15 protein-coding genes are annotated in these 18312 nt (G+C 76.1%); 12 read left to right on the top strand and 3 right to left on the bottom strand.

Going from position 1 to position 18312, the window contains the following annotated elements; translation table 11 throughout:
• Window positions 1-113: 113 nt before the first annotated feature.
• The 12 genes from ACIP82_RS00785 (at window position 114) to ACIP82_RS00730 (ending at window position 14571) form a co-directional block, all read left to right on the top strand.
• Complete coding sequence (locus ACIP82_RS00785) at window positions 114-866, top strand: SAF domain-containing protein (protein ID WP_400649422.1); 753 nt, start codon at window positions 114-116, stop codon at window positions 864-866.
• A gap of 1 nt (window position 867) precedes the next feature.
• The gene (locus ACIP82_RS00780; protein ID WP_400649420.1) at window positions 868-2196 is read left to right on the top strand and encodes a hypothetical protein; all 1329 of its coding nucleotides are present in this window, start codon (window positions 868-870) and stop codon (window positions 2194-2196) included.
• On the top strand, window positions 2186-3835 hold the full coding sequence (locus ACIP82_RS00775) for an ATPase, T2SS/T4P/T4SS family (RefSeq protein WP_363606494.1): 1650 nt from the start codon (window positions 2186-2188) through the stop codon (window positions 3833-3835). The genes ACIP82_RS00780 and ACIP82_RS00775 overlap by 11 nt, the downstream gene beginning before the upstream one ends.
• Complete coding sequence (locus tag ACIP82_RS00770; RefSeq protein ID WP_400649417.1) at window positions 3832-4815, top strand: type II secretion system F family protein; 984 nt, start codon at window positions 3832-3834, stop codon at window positions 4813-4815. Before ACIP82_RS00775 ends, ACIP82_RS00770 begins: the two co-directional genes overlap by 4 nt.
• Complete coding sequence (locus ACIP82_RS00765; protein WP_363606496.1) at window positions 4812-5690, top strand: hypothetical protein; 879 nt, start codon at window positions 4812-4814, stop codon at window positions 5688-5690. Before ACIP82_RS00770 ends, ACIP82_RS00765 begins: the two co-directional genes overlap by 4 nt.
• Window positions 5691-5747: 57 nt before the next feature.
• A complete protein-coding gene (locus tag ACIP82_RS00760) occupies window positions 5748-6035 on the top strand; it encodes a hypothetical protein (protein WP_400649414.1) in 288 nt (95 codons plus the stop codon).
• Window positions 6036-6070: 35 nt separating this feature from the next.
• On the top strand, window positions 6071-6445 hold the full coding sequence (locus ACIP82_RS00755; RefSeq protein WP_400649411.1) for a TadE/TadG family type IV pilus assembly protein: 375 nt from the start codon (window positions 6071-6073) through the stop codon (window positions 6443-6445).
• On the top strand, window positions 6442-6912 hold the full coding sequence (locus ACIP82_RS00750; protein ID WP_400649409.1) for a TadE family protein: 471 nt from the start codon (window positions 6442-6444) through the stop codon (window positions 6910-6912). The genes ACIP82_RS00755 and ACIP82_RS00750 overlap by 4 nt, the downstream gene beginning before the upstream one ends.
• Window positions 6913-7093: 181 nt before the next feature.
• Window positions 7094-7642, top strand: coding sequence for a hypothetical protein (locus tag ACIP82_RS00745; protein WP_363606503.1), 549 nt, complete (start codon window positions 7094-7096; stop codon window positions 7640-7642).
• Window positions 7642-11442 carry a LysM peptidoglycan-binding domain-containing protein gene (locus tag ACIP82_RS00740; protein WP_400649406.1) on the top strand — a complete coding sequence of 1267 codons (3801 nt, stop codon included), beginning with the start codon at window positions 7642-7644 and terminating at the stop codon, window positions 11440-11442. Before ACIP82_RS00745 ends, ACIP82_RS00740 begins: the two co-directional genes overlap by 1 nt.
• Window positions 11443-11714: 272 nt before the next feature.
• Complete coding sequence (locus ACIP82_RS00735; RefSeq protein WP_400649403.1) at window positions 11715-12326, top strand: TetR/AcrR family transcriptional regulator; 612 nt, start codon at window positions 11715-11717, stop codon at window positions 12324-12326.
• A gap of 136 nt (window positions 12327-12462) precedes the next feature.
• Window positions 12463-14571, top strand: a complete 2109-nt coding sequence (locus ACIP82_RS00730) for a hypothetical protein (RefSeq protein ID WP_400649402.1) — start codon at window positions 12463-12465, stop codon at window positions 14569-14571.
• Between the two features lie 101 nt (window positions 14572-14672).
• On the opposite strand, the gene ACIP82_RS00725 is transcribed toward ACIP82_RS00730, so the two are convergent.
• The 3 genes from ACIP82_RS00725 to ACIP82_RS00715 form a co-directional block, all read right to left on the bottom strand.
• Window positions 14673-16052, bottom strand: a complete 1380-nt coding sequence (locus ACIP82_RS00725) for a S8 family serine peptidase (protein ID WP_400649399.1) — start codon at window positions 16050-16052, stop codon at window positions 14673-14675.
• Between the two features lie 196 nt (window positions 16053-16248).
• Window positions 16249-17007: a 3-oxoacyl-ACP reductase FabG gene (gene fabG, locus ACIP82_RS00720; protein WP_363606508.1), complete on the bottom strand. Its 759-nt coding sequence runs from the start codon at window positions 17005-17007 to the stop codon at window positions 16249-16251.
• Between the two features lie 10 nt (window positions 17008-17017).
• The gene (locus ACIP82_RS00715) at window positions 17018-18208 is read right to left on the bottom strand and encodes a thiolase family protein (protein WP_400649396.1); all 1191 of its coding nucleotides are present in this window, start codon (window positions 18206-18208) and stop codon (window positions 17018-17020) included.
• Window positions 18209-18312 lie beyond the last annotated feature (104 nt).

Raw genomic sequence — 18312 nt, 5'->3', positions numbered from 1 at the left:
CTGTCCTCAACGCTGCACAGTCCTCAACGACGTGGGAAGGCCGGAACCCGGTGGAGAACCGTACATTTGCGACGCCGGGATCCGGCGCGTCCGGGGCGGCGGGGGTGTCCGTGGTGGAGCCGGAGCAGGGGCGCGCCACACCGCACTCACCGGGGCGGACGCTGCGGGCGAGGCGGCGGCGGCCGGCCGTGCTGGCGATGGCGGTGGCGCTGATAGCCGCCGGTGGGCTGGGCGGCGCGGTGCTCTACAACAGCACCGGGCAGCGGGTCGCCGTGCTGGCGCTCGCCCGGGACGTGCCGTACGGGCAGGTGGTGACCGACGCCGACCTGGTGGTGGCGCGGATCGCGAGCGATCCGGCGCTCAAGCCGCTGGGGGCCGTCGACCGGAAGGACGCGGTCGGGATGCGGGCCGCCACGGACCTGAGGCGCGGCGCGCTGCTGCTGAAGGCGGACCTCGCACAGGCGCTGACGGTGCAGCCGGGGCAACTGGTGGTCGGGGTCTCGGCCAAGCGCACCCAGCTGCCGGCCACCAGGCTCCAGCCGGGCGCGCAGATCGTCGTGGTCTTCACCCCGGACACCGGCCGTCCGGACTCGCTGGCCGCGGTGGTCACCACGATCGGGCGGGTGGACACCGACGGCAGCCAGGTGGTGGACGTGGCGGTGCCGGCGGCCGACGCCGCCCGGCTGGCCGCCTGGGTGGCGAGCGGGCGGATCCAGGTGGTGCTGGCGCCGCGCGGCGCGGCGGCGGGCGGCGCGCCGTCGGGCGGCGCTCCCGGCACCCCCACGCCGTCGGGCACGGCCCCGTCGGGCACCGCCCCGGGGACGGCCGCCCCGTCCGCGTCGCAGTCCGGGGCGGGTGGGGCCTGAGATGGCCGTGATCGCGGTGGTCGGCGGCCCGGGGGCCCCGGGCGCGACCACGACGGCACTGGCGCTGCTGCTGGCCTGGCCGCTGCAGCCGGGGCGCCGGGTCCTGCTGGTGGAGTGCGACCCGGACGGCGGCGCGGTGCTCGCCGGCGCGCTGGAGGGCCGGGTCGAGGCCGTGTACGGGCTGCGCAACCTCGCCGTCGCGGACCGGCGCGGGCTGCTCGCCCAGGCGCTCTGGGAACAGCTGATCGACCTCTCGCCCGAGGGCGGCGCCGACCGGCTGCTGCTGCCCGGGCTGACCGACCCCACCCAGGCGCCCGGGCTCGCCTACACCTGGGAGCCGCTGATGGAGGTGCTGCACGGCCTCGAACAGCAGGGCTACGACGTGATCCTGGACCTCGGGCGCTCCGGCGCCACCGGGACCAGCGCCGTGCTGGCCCGGCGGGCCGACGTGGTGGCGGCCACCGTACGGACCACGCTGCGCGGGCTGAGCGCGGTCCGGCCCCGGCTGGCCGCGCTGGCCGAGGACCTGGCGACGGCCGGCACCGGGGCGGACGCCCTGGGGCTGCTGCTGGTCACCGAGGGGCCGTACTCGGGGGCGGAGGTGGCGCGCGAGTTCGGGCTGCCGGTGCTCGGGCAGCTGCCGCACGCGGTGCGCACCGCGCGGGTGCTGTCGGACGGCGGGGACATCACCGACCGGCGGTTCATCCGCTCGGAGCTGATGCGCACCGCCCGGTCGGCGGCCGACGAGGTGCAGCTGCTGGTGCGCCGCCGCCGGCAGCGGCTGGCGCCCTCGGCCGCGCCCGCGCAGGTCGCGGCGGCGCCGACGGCCGAGGGGGAGCCGTCCGGGTACCCGCCGCAGGCGGCCCAGCCACCGCAGCAGCCGTCCCCGTCGTCCCCGTCGTTCGGCCAGCCGCCGCAGCACGGCGCGCCGCCGGTGATCACCACCGGGCCGGTGGCGCCGCTCGCGGGGCTGGCGCCCCAGCCGGCCGCGCCGGCGCCGTTCCCGGCACACGTCCAGCCGCAACATGTCCAGCCACCGCAGCACGTCCAGCCCCCGCAGCAGGCCCGGCCGCCGAAGCATGCCGCGCCCTCGCCGCACGTCCGACCGGAACAGCACGTCCAGCCACAGCAGTACGTCCAGCCGCAGCAGTCGCCGGGCGCACCGCAGCAGTACGGGCAGCCGCAGCCCGTCCAGCCGCAGCCGTACGCGCAGCCCGCCCACCCCCAGCCCGCCCACCCGCAGCCGTACGCGCAGCCGCCCCAGCCCCACGGCCAGGCGCCGCAGCAGCAGCCGCACGTCACCTACGGGGAGGTGCTCCGTGCGCGGTAGCCCCCTGCATCAGCACCCGGCGGCCGACCCGGCCGCGCTGCCCTGGGCGGCGCCCCAGCCGGTGCCCCAGGCCGGTCCGGTCGCCCCCGGCCCGGTGGCACCCGGTCCGGTCCGGCCCGGGCCGATCGCGCCCGGAGCGCCCCAGCCACCGCACGGGGGCGGGTACCCGGGCGCCCACCAGGGCGGCGCCGCGACGCCCACCGCCGTCCCCTCCCAGCTGCCCGCGCTCGACCGGCGCGGCGCCGGCACCCGGCCGGCCGTCGACCCGCAGGTGGCGCGCGAGCTCAAGCGCCAGGTGGCGGCCGAACTGCACCAGCAGATCACCCGGTTGACCACCACCTCCGGTGCCGAGCCGGACCGCGCCACCCGCCGCCAGCGCGGCCGGGCGCTGATCGAGGAGGCCGTCGCCCGCTGGTCCGACGCCTACGCGCAGACCCACGGCATCCCGCCGACCCGGGAGCAGGACCGCGCCCTCGCCGAGGCCGTCTTCGACCTGCTCTTCCGGGCCGGCCGGCTCCAGCCCTACCTGGACGACCCGGACATCGAGAACATCCTGATCAACGGCTGCGACGACGTCTGGGTCTCCCGGGTGCACCAACCCCTGCGCCAGGTACCGCCGGTGGCCGACAGCGACGCCGAACTCGTCGAACTGCTCCAGGACCTCGCCCGGCAGCACGGCGGCGGCGAGCGCAGCCTCTCGACCGCCAGCCCGACGCTCGCGCTGCGGCTGGAGGGCGGCATGCGCCTCCAGGCGCTCACCGAGGTGACGCCGCGCCCGTACGTGGCGATCCGCCGTCACCGGGTGGCCTCGGCGACGCTCACCGAGATGGTCCAGCTCGGCACCCTGGACTCCACCCTGGCCGCCTTCCTGGGCTCGGCGATCCGGGCCAGGAAGAACGTGATGATCACCGGCACCCAGGGCGTCGGCAAGACCAGCCTGCTGCGCGCGATGGCCGCCGAGATCCCGCCGGACGAACGGATCGGCACCCTGGAGTCGGAGTTCGAGCTCTGGCTGCACACCCTCGGCCATCTGCGCCAGGTCGTCCCGATGGAGGCCCGCGAGGGCAACGGCGAGCGCGTCGAGGGCCGGATGGCGGGCGAGCTGACGATCGGCGACCTCATCCCGGCCGCGCTGCGGATGACCCTCTCCCGGATCATCGTCGGCGAGGTCCGCTCCGGCGAGGTCGTCCCGATGCTGCGCGTGATGACCAACGGCGAGGGCGGCTCGATGTGCACCCTGCACGCGCGCGGCCCGCACATGGTGGTCGACCGGATCGCCGAACTCTGCCTGGAGTACGGCTCGCACATGACCGACATGCTCGCCTACCGCCTCACCGCCAACGCCGTGGACCTCATCGTGCACGTCGCGATGGTCGACGAGACGGCCGTCGGCGGCCGCCGCCACCGCTTCGTCTCGCACGTCATGGAGGTCACCGGCCTCGGCGAGAGCGGCCGGCCCGCGCTGAACACGGTGTTCGGCCCGCGCCCCGACCTGGGCGAGCCGCGCGCCGTCCCGCACACCCCGCCGAACTGCCTGGACGACCTGCGCCGGGCCGGCTTCGACGCCTCGCTGCTCGGCTCCCGGTACGGGAGCTGGACCGCGCCGCTCCAGCTGCGGATCGGCGGTGGCGCGCGATGATGCTGCTCTTCGCCCTGTGCGGACTGCTGGTCGCCACCGGCCTGGTCGCCCTGGTGGCCTGGGCCCGTGGCAGCGCGGGGGCCGGCGAGGAGGGGGACGGCGACCGCACGCCGGCCAACCCGCTGGCCGGCCGCGCCCACGTCTTCTGGTACGGCGCCCCCGGCACCGCCCCCGCCCGGGTGGCGCGGCTGCGCCGGGTCCAGCTGCCGCTGGCACTGATCGGCGCGGCCCTGGCCTGGCTGTTCACCGGCATCCCGCTGACCGCGCTGCTGGTGCCGCTGGCCGTCTTCGGGCTGCCCTGGCTGTTCGACACCACCCGACCCGACACCCACCGGATCGAACGGCTGGAGGCGCTCTCCGAGTGGACCCAGCGCATCGCGGACGTGCTGCTGCTCGGCGTCGGCCTCAACCAGGCCATCGTCACCAGCCGCCGGACCGCCCCGGCCGCGCTGGAGGAGGAGGTGGGTGAGCTGGCCGCCCGGCTGCAGGCCCGCTGGCGGCCCGAGGAGGCGCTGCGCGCCTTCGCCGACAGCATCGCCGACGCCACCGCGGACAAGGTGCTAGCCGCCCTGCTGCTGCGGGCCGGGGACAGCGGTCCCGGCCTCGCCCGGGCCCTCTCCGACATGGCCGACTCGGTCCGCGAGGAGGTCCGCCAGCGCCGCGTCATCGAGGCCGACCGGGCCAAGCACCGCACCACCATCCGCTGGCTGGTCGGCATCATCGTGCTGGTCGTCACCCTCGGCTCGTTCAACACCGACTACACCAGGCCGTACAGCTCCCTGCTGGGGCAGGTGGTGCTCGGCGTGGTGGCCGCGCTGTTCGTGGCGGTGATCGCCTGGATGCGCGCGCTCGCCTCGCACCCGCCGGTGCCCCGGCTGCTGGAGGCCGACCGGCGCAGCCGGGCCGGCCGGCGGTCCGGACCGGGCGCGGAACAGACCGACGCCACCGACGGCGAACGACACCTCGGGGAGGTGCGGTGATCTCCCCCTGGTCCGTGCTGGCCGGCGCGATCGCGGCCGGCGGCGTCGCCCTGCTGGTGTCCGAACTCCGCCCCGCCCCGCCCGACCTGGGCCAGGCGCTGGACCGGCTGCACCGCACCCCCGCCGACCGGGTGCCCGACCCGGACGAGCGGCCTCGCTGGTTCGACCGGATCGGCGAGCGCTCGATCGGCCTGCGCGGCGTGCGGATCCCGCAGCGCGAGCTGTCGCTGATCGGCCGCGCCCCCGCCCGGTTCATGGCGCACAAGCTGCTCTTCGCCCTGATCGGCCTGGTCCTCCCGGCCTATCTGGCGGCGATGGCGGTGCTGCTGGACATGGGCCTGCCGTTCGCCCTGCCGCTGCTGCTCGGGCCGCTGCTGGCCGGGCTGCTCTGGTTCGTCCCGGACGCCATCGTGCGCGGCGAGGCCAAGGAGGCGCGGACCGAGTACCTGCACGGCATCGCCGCCTACCTGGAGCTCGTCGCGCTCGAACGGGCCGCCGACTGCGGGCCCGCCGAGGCGCTGCGCCGGGCCGCCTCGGTCGGGCGCGGCCCGGTCTTCCGCCGGATCCGGGAGGCCCTGGACCGGGCCGCCACCGACCGGCTGCCGCCCTGGGCCGGCCTGGACGCGCTCGCCGTCGAGCTCGGGCTGACCCCGCTGCAGGACGTCGCGGACATCATGCGGATCTCCGGCACCGACGGCGCCGCCGTCTACGACACGCTGCGGGCCCGGGCCAAGGGCCTGCGCGGCGAACTGCTCGCCGAGGACCTGGCCCGCGCCAACGCCGACAGTGAGCGGATGGTCGCTCCCGGGGCCGCGCTGACCCTGCTGATGACCGTCCTGATCGTCTTCCCCGCGCTGCACCAGATGCTCAACTGAGATCAGTACACAGGCAGTTGTGATCAGCAGTCACCACACCACACCCCGGGAGTCCCGATGAACGTCCAACTGAAGAACCTGGCAGGCCGGTTGATCCGGCCGGCCCTGCTACCCGTCCAGTTCGCCCTGCTGCTCTTCCACTTCCGGGTGGGCCGGCTGCGCGCCGCCCGGGCCCGTGGCGACCGCGGTGCCATCAGCATCGAACTCGCCCTGGCGATCATCGCGTTGGTCTTCGTCGCCGGGGCCGTCGCGGTGGCCCTGTACGCGCTGAAGGACAAGGTCGTGAACAAGGTCAAGGAGGACCCGAACCTGCCGGGCGCGGGCGGGGGAGGTGCGACCGGGTGATTCGCCGACCCCGTCGCCGCACCGACCGCGGGGCGATGAGCCTGAGCCTGGCCATCGTCTTCCCCGTGGTGCTCCTGCTCGTCCTGATCGTCGTCCAGGGCTCGATGTGGTGGTACAACCGCCAACTCGCGCTCACCGCCGCCCGCGAGGGTGTGGACGCCGGCCGGGTGCAGGGGAACGCGAGCGACGCGGTGAAGGACGCCGCGGCGAGGCGGCAGGCCGAGGACTTCCTCGGCCGGCAGGGCGAACGCGACTACCGCGTGAGCACGGACGGGAGTACGCCGGTGCTGATCAGGGTCACCGTCGAAGTGACGCCGCCGATCCTGATACCCGGCGTCACTCCGCCGACCATCACCCAGCACGCCGAGGCGCCGCGCGAGCGGTTCGTCCCCCCGAAGGCGGTGCCGTGAGGCGCTCGGCCCGGTGGTGGCGGACCACCCGCGCGCGGCGGTCGGCCTGCGGGCGGGACGGCGGCGGGGTGGCGATCGAGGCGGCGATCGTCGCCCCGGGCGTCGTCGGCCTGATCCTGGTGGCCATCGCCGCCGGCCGGGTGCAGACCACGGCCGGCACGGTGGAGGCGGCGGCCCGCTCGGCGGCCCGGACGGTCTCGATGGCGCGCGGCGTGGAGAGCACGAGGGACCTGGCCCGGACGACGGCCGTGGACACCCTGCGCCAGCAGGGCGTCGACTGCCGCGGCCTGGACGTCCAGGCCACGGACGGCCAGATCGAGGTCCGGGGCAGGGCGATCAGGACCGTCAAGGTGACGGTGCGCTGCGACGTCGGCCTGGACGACCTGCTGTTCGGGCCGAGGATGCCGCTGACGAAGCACCTCGTCGGGGAGTTCACCTCCGTCCTCGACCGGTACCGCGGCGAGTGACCGGGAGTGGGCCCGGGCGGGGCCCGGCGGGATACCCCCGCCGGGGATTGGTGACAGCCCGGGGATTGGGAACGGCCCGCGCGGGGGAGACGCAAGCGGAGAGCGCCCGGGGGATGACGGTACGAAGCGGAACGGTTCCCGAGGGAGCCGGTGGGGAGACGAACGTGCGGGAGGGGGCGTGATGGTGCGCACACCCGTGGGAGACGGCCCGGCTGGCCGGGGTGCCCCGGGCGGGCGGGACGGCCTGCGTGGCCCGGGTGACTCGGGTGTCCCGCGTGGCCGGGGCTTCCTGCGTGCCCTGGGTGCCCGGCGCGGCCGGTCGGACCAGGGTGCGATCGCGATCTTCGTGGCGATCTGCGCCGCGTTCCTGGTCCTGGTGATCGCCCTGGTCATCGACGCAGGCGGCCGGCTGCGGGTCGCCGAGCGGACCGACGGCTACGCCCAGGAGGCCGCCCGGGTGGGCGGCCAGCAGCTCGACGAGGCCGCCGTGCTCCAGGGCGAGGGGTACCGGGTCAAGCAGGAGTACGTCAAAGAGGCCGCCAACAGCTACCTCGGCCTGTACGGCCTCGCCGTCCACAACGTCGAGTTCTCCGGCGACGGTTCGGTCGTCACCATCACGGTGCAGGCGGACTACCGGCCGGCCCTGCTGGGCGAACTCGGCAAACAGAAGGTGACGGGCAAGGGCAGTGCGACCCTCGTCCACGGAGTCGAGAAAGCGGAGACCGACTGATGGCCGCGCCACGTGCCAAGGACCAAGCCCGAGCCGGACGTTCGGCCCGTGGCGGGCCAGCCTCCCCGGCGCCCGGCCGCCGGCCGGCGCCGCTGCCGCCCCGCCGCGGCCGCGGTGGATCCGTACTCACCGCGCTCGCCGCGCTGGTCGCCCTGCTCGGCCTGCTGGTCGGCGTCCCCGCCCTGCTGCTCTACGGCACCCAGGCGGTGGCCGCGATGGGCGAGGTCGCGCCGGACGGCCTCGGCCAGGCGCTGACCAGCCCGGACGACGGGCGGCTCTTCCTCTGGCTGCTGGTCGCGATCGGCTGGCTGGGGTGGCTCTGCTTCGCGCTCTCCGTCCTGCTGGAGATCCCGGCCCAGCTGCGCGGCCGGATCGCCCGGCGGATCCCGGCGTTCGGCTGGAGCCAGCGGGTCGCGGCCGGGCTGGTCGGTTCGGTGATCGCCCTGCTGCCGGTCGCCGGTTCGGCCTTCGCCGCCGCCCCCGACCGGGCCCCGGCCGCCTCGGCCCCGGCCCAGTTGACCGCCGGCGTGCAGCGGGCCGCGCTGACCGCCGCGCAGGCGGCGCCCGCGCTGACGCCCGCCGCCGAGCAGAACCCCACCTACACCGTGCGCGACAGCCGCCCGGCCGACAGCCTCTGGTCCATCGCCGAGCGTCAACTCGGCTCGGGGGAGCGCTGGGTGGAGATCGCCAAGCTCAACGACGGCCGGGTGATGGACGGTTCGGGAATCCGCTTCGACGCGGACCGGCCGATCCAGCCCGGCTGGGAGCTGCTGATGCCGGGCGACGCCAAGGCCCCGGCACCGGCGCCCGCCCCGGCCCCCGCGCCGCCGGCTCCGACCGCACCGCAGTCCGGGACCACCGGCGCCGGGCACGCCACGGTGACGGTCGCCACCGGGGACAGTCTGTCGGGCATCGCGCAGCGGGAGCTGGGCGACGCCGAGGCCTGGCCGCAGCTGTTCGAGGCGAACAAGGGCGCCCAGGCGCCGGACGGCGAGCGGCTGACGGACCCGGACGTGGTGGTGCCGGGGATGGTGCTGACCGTCCCGGGGGCGGCCACGCCTGCTCCCGCGCCCGCGCCCGCACCCGCTCCGGCCCCGGCTCCCGCCGACCAGGCTCCGGCCCCCGCGCCGTCCGCCCCCGCCACCCAGGCGCCCGCCCCGGCCCCCGCGCCCGCGACGCAGGCCCCCGGCCAGGCACCGGGCCAGGCCCCCGCCGCCGACGCCGAGGACGCCACGAGCGACGACTACACCGTCGCCCTCGCCGCCTCCACCGTCGGCGTCCTGCTCGCCGCCGTCATGGTCGGTGCCGTCGCCCGCAAGCGCGGCGCCCAGCTGCGCGCCCGCCGTCCCCGGCACCGCATCGCCATGCCCGCCGCCCCGGCCGCCGCCTTCGAGGCCGAACTCAAGGCCCGCCAGGACGACAGCGGCCTCGACCTGCTCGACCGCGCCCTGCGCACCATGGCCCGCAACACCGTGCGCGGCGGCAAGCGGCTGCCCGCCATCGTCGCCGCCCGGATCACCGCGGGCCGCACGGTCGAGCTGCACCTCGCCGGCCCGGCCGCCCCGATCGCCCCGTTCCGCGCCGCCCACACACCCAACATCTGGTGGTGCGCCGCCGACTCCGGCGAACTGCTCTCGCCCGCCCAGGCCCGCAAGACCGCCGCGCCCTACCCGGCCCTGGTCACCCTCGGCTCCTCGCCGGACGGTTCGGTGGTCCTCGCCGACCTGGAGACCGTCCGGCTGCTCCACCTGTCCGGCCACCCGGACGACGCCCGGGACGTGCTGCGCACCCTCGCCATCGAGCTGGCCCACAGCCCGCTCGCCGACCGCCTCCACCTGCACCTGGTGGACCTCGTCGAGGAACTGCCGATCAGCGGCCCGGCCGCCGAGCGCGTCCACCGCCACCCCACCCTGGAGGCCGCCCTCACCGCGCTCGGCCCGCGCACCGCCAAGGCCCGCGCCACGCTGGTCGCCGCCGAGGCCGCCAGCCCCCGGGACGCGCGCAGCCGCGGCCAGGCCGACGAGTCCTGGGTCCCGGAGATCGTGCTCTGCGCCCAGCAGCCCGGTGGCGAGATCCCGGCCGAACTCGGCCGCCTGCTCGACGCCCGCCCCCGGACGTGCGTCGCCGTGGTCACCCGCGCGCCCGAGCGCGGCACCGGCCCGGTCGCCCGCTGGACCCTGCCCTCCACCGGCCAGGCCACCATCCCCGGGCTGCACCTCACCCTGGAGCTCCAGCGCCTGACCACCCGGCAGTACGAGCAGGTCTCCGAACTGCTCAGGGCCGCCGACGACACCACCCAGCACCCCGCCCCCGCCTGGACCCTGGACGGCCCCGGCACCGACCTCGAACCGGCCGAACTCCCCTCCGGGGTACCGGTGCTGGCCGCCGTCGGCGCGCGCACGGAGACCTCCGGCGAGGTGGACGGCGGCACCGAGGCGGCCGGTCCGCGGCTGATCGCCCGGGTCATCGGCACCGGCGCCAGCCCCTTCGCGGGCACCGACCCGGCCGCGCCCGCCGCGCCGGGGCCCCGCTACATCGTCAACGGCCTCGGCCGGCGGGCCGGCACCCCCGCCGTGCCGCCCGCCCGGACGGGCGACGCCGGGCCGGACGCGGGACCGGCCGCCGGGTTCGACGTCGCGCCGGATGCCGAGCCGGACATCGACGAGACCACGCAGAACCTCCGACTGCCCGCCGCCGTCGAGGCGGTCGTCCCGGTGGCCCCGGTGTCGCCGGTCGAGCCCGTGGACCCCGCCCGGCCGGTGCCGCCGCAGCCGCCCGCCGAACCCCTGCCGACCCACGATCCCGCGCCCGCGCCCACCGGCACCGACCCGCGCGTCCCGGCCCGCCCGGAACCGTCCCCCGAACCGTCCCCCGCAGCCGCAGCCGCAGCCGAGCCCGAGCCTGCCACCGAGTCGGCTGCCGGTTCGGCCGCCGAGCCCGGTCCGGCCGCCGTCGCCCCGGTGGCCCGCACCTCCTCCGGCCGCTCCGACAGCGACGACCTGCTCGCCATCCTCCGCTCCCCGGAGGCGCACGCCGTCCGCACCGCCCCCCGGATCCGCCTCCTCGGCCCCGTCGACGTGGCGTGCACGAGCGGCACGGCCGACCCGACCGCCCTGCTGCGGCTCACCGAGCTCGCCGCCTACCTGGCGCTGCGCCCCGGCGCCGACCACGCCGCGCTCGACCACGACCTGCACCCCGGCGCGGCCCACCTCGACCCGCACCCCACCGTCGCCGACGCCAAGAGCCCGCTGCCCGGCAAACTCGCCGACCTGGCCGCCTGGTTCGGCAACTCGACCGAGGGGCGCGCCTTCCTGCCCATCGACACCACCGAGGGCTACGCCTTCGCCCCGACCGTCACCTGCGACTGGGACGAGTTCCGCAGCCTCTACCGCCGGGGTATGCGCAGCACCAGCGCCACGGCGGACGCGGCCCTCGCCCACGCCCTCGCCCTGGTCCGGGGAGCCCCGTTCGCCGAGGCCCCGCCCGCCGCGTACGGCTGGGCCGAGGCCGAGCGGCAGGACATGATCGCCGCGATCGTCGACACCGCCCACGAACTCGCCGCCCGCCGCCTCCAGTACGGCGACCACCGCAGCGCCGAGGCCGCCGTCTTCCGCGGCCTCGCCGTCGCCCCGGACGTCGAACTCCTGCACCGCGACCTGTTCTACGCCTACGCCTCCGCCGGCGCCCGCGACCAGCTCGTCCGCGCGGTCAACCGGCTCGACGCCCTCAGCCGCCGCACCGGCCGCGACCTCGACGCCGACACCGTCGCCCTCCTGCGCGACCTCCTCTCGGGCTCGTGACCACCGCCGTGCTCACGGAAACCCACGATTCCGTGAGCACGACGGGCGGGCCGAGCCGGGCGCCCGGTGCGCACGGCCCCGGATCTCCCGGGCCGATGGACAAGGCCCGGGTGCTCGGTCGGTTCAGGGGCCGACGTACTCGTACACACCGCCGCCGGGGTGGCGCAGGACCGCGCGGTGGCCGTTGGGCGTGGGCTGGGCGGGCATCACCACGACGGCACCGGCCGCCACCCCCCCGCTCGACCGCGGCCGCCAGGTCGGAGACCGCCAGGGTGGCCGCCACGGCGGCGACCCGCTGGACCGCCTCCTCCGGTCCGCTGAACAGCAGGCTGATGTTCGCCGACGAGGGGGTGCTGGTCTCCCTGGAGCGGATCGCCCGGCACGCCGGGGTCGGCTCGGCGACGCTGCACCGCCACTTCCGGGGGCGCCAAGCACTGGCCGCGGCCGTCCTGGACGATCAGGTCCGCGGCCTGTGTGCCCGGGCGGACCGGCTGTCGGCCGAACTCCCGCCGGGCCCGGCCCTGGAAGCCTGGCTGCTGGCCGTCGTCCGGCACAGCGGCACCTTCCGCGGGCTGGCCGTGCTCCTGTCGGAGGAGCTCGCCGAGCCCGGCGACCGGGTCGAAGCACGACACGACCGGGTGCGCGCGACCGGTGCCGAACTCCTGCGCCGGGCCCAGCGGGCGGGTGCGGCAAGGGCGGACGTCACGGTCTCCGAACTGCTCGGCCTGGCCAACGCGATCGCCACCGCCCACGGTCAGGACCGGGAGCGACAGGCCCGGCACCTGCTCGACCTCGTGGTCACCGGAGTGCGCCCCCGCGCGGCGACGCCTCCGCGCGCCTCCGACGGACGGACAGTCGGACCGGGTGTACCCGAAGGACCCTGACGGTCCGCCGACCGCCCACCCGGCCTGGCTCGGGTGAGCCGGGATCTCGTAGGGTGGCGGAAAACGGCGTGGTGGCAGGCACCACGGGGCAAGGGCATCAGACGCCGCTGAGCGGCGGGGTGGGCGGTGACCAGAGATGGCGGAAACGACAGCTGTCCCGGGAGGTCCCGATCCGCTGGCGGACGCGGGGCCCTGGGACGCCGTACCGCCCGGTGCGCCGCGCAACCCGTACGAGGAGCATCCACCCGGCCCGGCCGCCCTCTACGAACCCCCGGCGCCGGTCCCCGCCCCGCCGCCCGCGCCGCCCACCGGATGGACCGTCACCGGGATGCCCGCCGTGGTCCCACCGCCCTCGGCGACGCCGCCGCCGGTCGGCCTGCCCGGCGCCACCCCCGCCCACGGCGTGGTCGGTCTGGCCGGCGCCAACGGCTTCGGCACCGCGCCGCGCGGGCGGATCCTGGTGGTCGAAGGCGGCTACGGCACCTCCGGCCGCCGCACCTGGGGCCGCGGCGGGCCCGCGCAGGCGCCCGTGCTGTCCGCGATGCTCGCCGCCGTGCAACCGCAGGTGCTGCTCGCGGCGGACGCCGTGGACGCCGTCCACCTCCCCGGCGCCAGCGACCCGCACACCGTGCTGGCCCACCTGCGCGCCGCCGCCCGCCACCCCGGACCGCTGCTCGTCCATCTCGGCGGCCACCTGCTCGCCGACAAGCGCGGCGGTCAGCTCCACCTCACCCTGCGCGACTCCAAGCCCGGCAGCGTCCGGCAGGACGGCCTCGCCTGGCAGTCCATCGCCGCCGAGCTGCGCCACCGCCCGGCGGAGTGGCAGACCCTCGTCATCGCCGACCTGAGCGCGGACCAGCAGGCCTGGCCGTTCCTCCAGGGCACCGTCTCGCCGCTCGCCGACGGCCTCCCGCTCTGGGCGGTGGTCAGCCCGGACCCGGAGCAGATCGGCACCTTCACCCGCGCCCTGATCGAGGCGCTGCACGGCGGCCGCCCCGGCGCCGATGCCGTCCTGGCGCCCGAACAGCTGCGCCAGCAGGTGTACTCGGTGCTCCGCCCGGACGTCGTCATCCTGGCCACCCACGCGCCCGACCGCCCGATCTTCCGCAACACCGCCCGCCGCGCCGACGGCCCCCTGCCGGACGCCGTCCCGTACGACGGCCCGGGCCCGGCCGCCGTCCTGCCCCGCCCGGCCGCCCCGCACGACACCCCCGCGCCGCGGCCGCCCGTCACCCTGGACAAGCCCGCCGCGGCCGCGTTCGGGCCGGGCGCCGCCGCGGGTACCCCGGTGGCCGTGTCCGTGGCTGCCCCGGTGGCCCCGGTGGCTGTCGTGACGGCCGCAGCCGGGGCCGGGACGCCGACCGAGGGGCCGGTGAACCTGCTGAAGGCCCACATCGTCCCCACCCCTCCGCGGCCGGCCCGGCCCGTCAGCCTGCTGAAGCCGTACGCCTGGCAGCCGCCGGCCCCGGTCGGGGTGACGCTGGACAAGGCGCTCCCGGCGGATGCGGTGCCTTCGGACGACGTGCCTTCGGACCCGCTGCCGTCGGACGCCGAACCGTCGGACGCCGTGCCTGCCGACGCCGTGCCTGCCGACGCCGTGCCCGCCGACGCCGCGCCGCCGACCGCCCCGGAACCGGCCGGCGCCGTGCCGGCCATCGAGCCCGCTGCCGAGGTGCCGGCCGACGGCCGGCCCGGTGACGCCGAACCGGCCGGGGTCGCGCCGGTGGACGCCGAGCCCGGGGACGCCACACCCGCGCCCGCGCCTGATCACGAGCCTCAGCCCGAGCCCCGGCTCGCCCCCGCACCCCGCGCCGACTACCGCGAGGTGATCGGCCGGATCGTCCGCAGCGCCGACGCGGGGGAGCACGCCGCCGCCACCGATCTCGCCCTCGCCCTCGAACTGGAGGCGACCGCCGAGCACGGCGCCGTCTCCGCGCCCGTGCTCCAGGTGCGGCAGGTCCGGGCGCATGTGTGCCGGCTCGCCGGGAAGACGGCCGAGGCGGCGGACATCTACCGCGAGGTGGCCCTGACGCTGCTCCGCTCCCAGGGCCCGGACCACCCGGAGACCCAGCAGGCGGCCACCAACGCCGAGGCCTGCTGGCGGGCGATCCAGGACCGGGCGGAGGCCATCCGGATCGCCCCCGGGATCATCGAGCTCCGCGCCTGCCTGCCGGGCCCGGACGGCCGCAAGCTCCGCGCGGCCGAACGCCACCTGGCCCAGCTCGCCGCGGCCGACCGCGTCTGAGGGGCCGGCGCCCCCGAACCGGCCCGCCCCGGACATGACGACGGAGTGGGAAGTCGGCCGGCCGACTTCCCACTCCGTCCTGTCAAGAGCCGGTCGAGCGGTTACCGCCCGGCGATCGCGTGGACGAACTTCGCCCCGTCGATGGTGCCGAGGCCGCTGGCGAGGTCGTAGCCCTTCGCGGCCTGGTAGCCCGTCACGGTGTCCCAGGAGTTGTCGCCCGTGGTCACGTCGACCAGGCCGCTCCACTGCTGCGGGAGCAGGTCGAGGCCGTAGAGGCGCCAGTTGAGCTGGCCGAGGCGGTGCCCGGCGAGCTGGTCGGCGAGGGCGACGACGCCGGAGAAGATCGGGGTCGCCTCGCTGGTGCCGCCGGTGAGGTGCCAGCCGACCGAGGTCGGGTCGTACGACTCGTACGTCCAGGCGCCGCCGTCCACGGCCGCGCTCATGCTGATGTCGGGGGTGCCGCGGTGGTTGCCGGTGACGTTGGCGACGCCGGCCTGGTACAAGGGGCGCTCGAAGACGCCGGAGACCCCGCCGCCGCCCGCGCCGTACTTGTCGTGCCAGACCTTGTCGGGCGCGGTCCGCTTGCCGGCGTCATCCAGGCTGAGCTGGGTGCCGCCGATCGAGGTGACCAGCGGGTCGGAGGACGGCCAGGAGTTGACCCGGTACGGGTAGAGGTCGGTGCCGTTCTCCTGGGCGTCGGTCGCGCCGTTGTCGCCGGAGGCGGCGAGCACGGTGACGTCGCGGGCGGCGGCCTCCTTGAAGGCGTAGCGCAGGTCGGTCAGGGACTTGAAGTCGCCCTTGTCGTAGCCGGGGAAGGTGTTCTCGGTGGCGCCGAAGCTCTGCGAGATCACGTCGGCCCGGCCGGACTTGATGAGGGCCCGCTCGGCGTCCATCATCTCGGGCAGACCGGTCGTTCCCTCGGTCTCGGCGACGCCGGTCTCCACCAGGACGATGTGCGCGTCGGGGGCGATGGCGTGGGCGTACTCGACGTCCAGGGTGGTCTCGCCGGCCCAGCCGGTGTGGTCGGGGTTGGTGGGGTCGAAGACCGGGACGTTGCCCCACTTGACCACCTCGACCTGGGTGTCCGGGATGCCCCACTGCTTGTCGAAGACCTCCAGGTCGTGCTGGATGGTCGGCGAGCCGAAGGAGTCGACGATGACGATGGTGCGGCCCTTGCCGGTGACACCCTCCTGGTACAGCGGGCCCAGGTTGTAGGCGGTCCGGTACTGGAGCGGGGAGTAGCAGTGGATGCCGATCTGGCTGACGCACTGCGAGGTGGACAGCGGGGCCGGCCGCCCGACGGCGCTGGTGTGGCCGCTGGAGGCGGGGCGGACGTGGACGCCGGACGCCGGGTGCGCGGAGGCGGGGGACGCGGCGGAGGCGGCGCCGAGCGCCGGCACGGAGACACTGGCGGCCGTGAGGGCGGTGGCCCCGGCGGCGAACAGGGCCAGGGCGCGGCGGAGGGTGGCGGGGCTGCCCATGGGACTCCTTGGGACGCAGGGCCCGACCTGGTCCGGTCGGGTCGGTCCGGCCATCCCATCGAGAGCCGCATGATCATGCCATAGTCATTTGGAACCGTCGGCATGGTCATGCCTGACCACGGGAAAAGGTAAAGGCCGTCCCAGGTGAAGGTAACCCGGCACCGGGGACGGCATGCTGATGAAACGTCAGATCATCTCACCGAGCTCCACCATTGACGTACAGCGTCTGCCCGCTGACGTACGAGGCGTCCTCGCTCGCCAGGAAGGCCACCACCGAGGCGACCTCCTCGGGGCGCCCGACCCGCCGCAGCGGCGTCCGGGCGGAGGCGTCCGCCTGGTGCTCCTCCGCGGTGGCGCCGACCCGTTCGGCCGTGGCGGCCGTCATGGGGGTGGCGATGTAGCCGGGGGCGACGGCGTTGACGTTGATGTTGAACGGGCCCAGCTCGATCGCCAGGGTGGCGGTCAGCCCCTGGATCCCGGCCTTGGCGGCGGCGTAGTTGGCCTGGCCCCGGTTGCCGAGGGCCGAGCGCGAGCTGAGCGAGACGATCTTGCCGTACTTCTGCGCCACCATGTAGGTCTGGGCGACGTGGCAGCAGTTGTAGGCGCTGGTCAGGTTGACCGTCAGCACCGCGTCCCAGTCGGCCTTGGGCATCCTGAAGAACAGGTTGTCCCGGGTGATCCCGGCGTTGTTCACCAGGATGTGCACCCCGCCGAGGTCCCGGGCGATCTCGGCGAAGACGGCCTCCACCGCCTCGTAGTCGGCCACGTCGCAGCCGTACGCCCGCGCGGTGCCGCCCTTGGCGGTGATCTCCCCGGCCGTCCCGGCGGCCCGCTCGGCGCTCAGGTCGACCACGGCCACGGCCGCGCCCTCCTCCGCCAGCAGCCGCGCGGTGGCCGCGCCGATGCCCTGCGCCGCACCGGTGACGACGGCGACCCTGCCTGCGAAACGAGTCACAGCAACTCCCTCAAGAGACGTTCTCGACGAGGACGGCGGTGCCCTGACCGACGCCCACACACATGGTGGCCAGCCCGCGCCCGGCGCCGGTGCGGCGCATCCGGTGCAGCAGGGTGGTGAGGATGCGGGCGCCGGAGCCGCCCAGCGGGTGGCCGAGCGCGATCGCCCCACCGGTCGGGTTGACCAGCTCCGGGTCGAGGCCCAGCTGGTCGGTGCCGGCCAGCACCTGGGCGGCGAACGCCTCGTTGAGCTCGGCCTCCTCCAGCGAGTCGATCGACCAGCCGGCCCGCCCGAGCGCCTTCCGGGTGGCCGGCACCGGGCCGATGCCCATCACGTCCGGGTGCACCCCGGCCGAGGCGCCCGCGACGTACCGGCCGAGCGGCCGGAGGCCCAGCCCGGCCAGGGCCTCCTCGCTGACCAGCACCAGCCCGGCCGCGCCGTCGTTCATCGGCGAGGCGTTGCCCGCCGTCACCGTGCCGCCCGGGCGGAAGGCCGGCTTCAGCCGGGCCAGCTTCTCCAGACTGGTGTCCTCGCGGATGCCCTCGTCCTGGTGGACCGTCACCCCGTCCGGGCGTTCGACCGGGATCAGCTCGGCGTCGAAGTGTCCGTCCTTGCGGGCGGCGGCGGCCCGCTGGTGGCTGCGCAGCGCGAAGGCGTCCTGGCGCTCCCGGCCGATGCCGTGGCGGACGGCGACCTCCTCGGCCGTCTCGCCCATGCTGAGCACGCCGTGCAGGTCGGCCATCCGGGGGTTGGTGAGCCGCCAGCCGAGCCGGGTGTCGTAGGTCTCGATCCGGTGCGGCAGCGCCTCGTCGGGGCGGGGGAGGACGAAGGGCGCTCGGGTCATCGACTCGCAGCCGCCGGCCAGCACCACGTCGGCCTCGCCGGAGCCGATCGCCCGGGCGGCCATGGTGACGGCCTCCAGGCCGGAGGCGCAGAGCCGGTTGACGGTGGCGCCGGGCACGGTGTCGGGGAGGCCGGCCAGCAGGACGGCCATCCGCGCGGCGTTGCGGTTGTCCTCGCCGGCCTGGTTGGCGGCGCCCCAGTAGACGTCGTCGATCCGGGCCGGGTCGAGGGCGGGTACGTCGGCGAGCAGGGCGCGCAGCACGGTGGCCGAGAGGTCGTCGGGGCGGACCGTGGCGAGCGCTCCGCGCAGCCGGCCGATGGGTGTGCGGCGGGCTGCGGCGAAGTAGACAGGACGCACGTCGTCGGGCTCCTTATCGTTTTGTCGATATCGCTTTGTCGATCATGGTGTCGATCTCGATCTCGATCTCGATCGCGGTGTCGGTCGCGGTGTCGGTGCGGCGG

Origin of the sequence: Kitasatospora sp. NPDC088548 (genome assembly GCF_044753005.1) — a bacterium.
Lineage (GTDB): Bacteria > Actinomycetota > Actinomycetes > Streptomycetales > Streptomycetaceae > Kitasatospora.
Note: the sequence above shows the minus strand (reverse complement) of the source record. Positions and strands in the feature narration are given on the sequence as shown.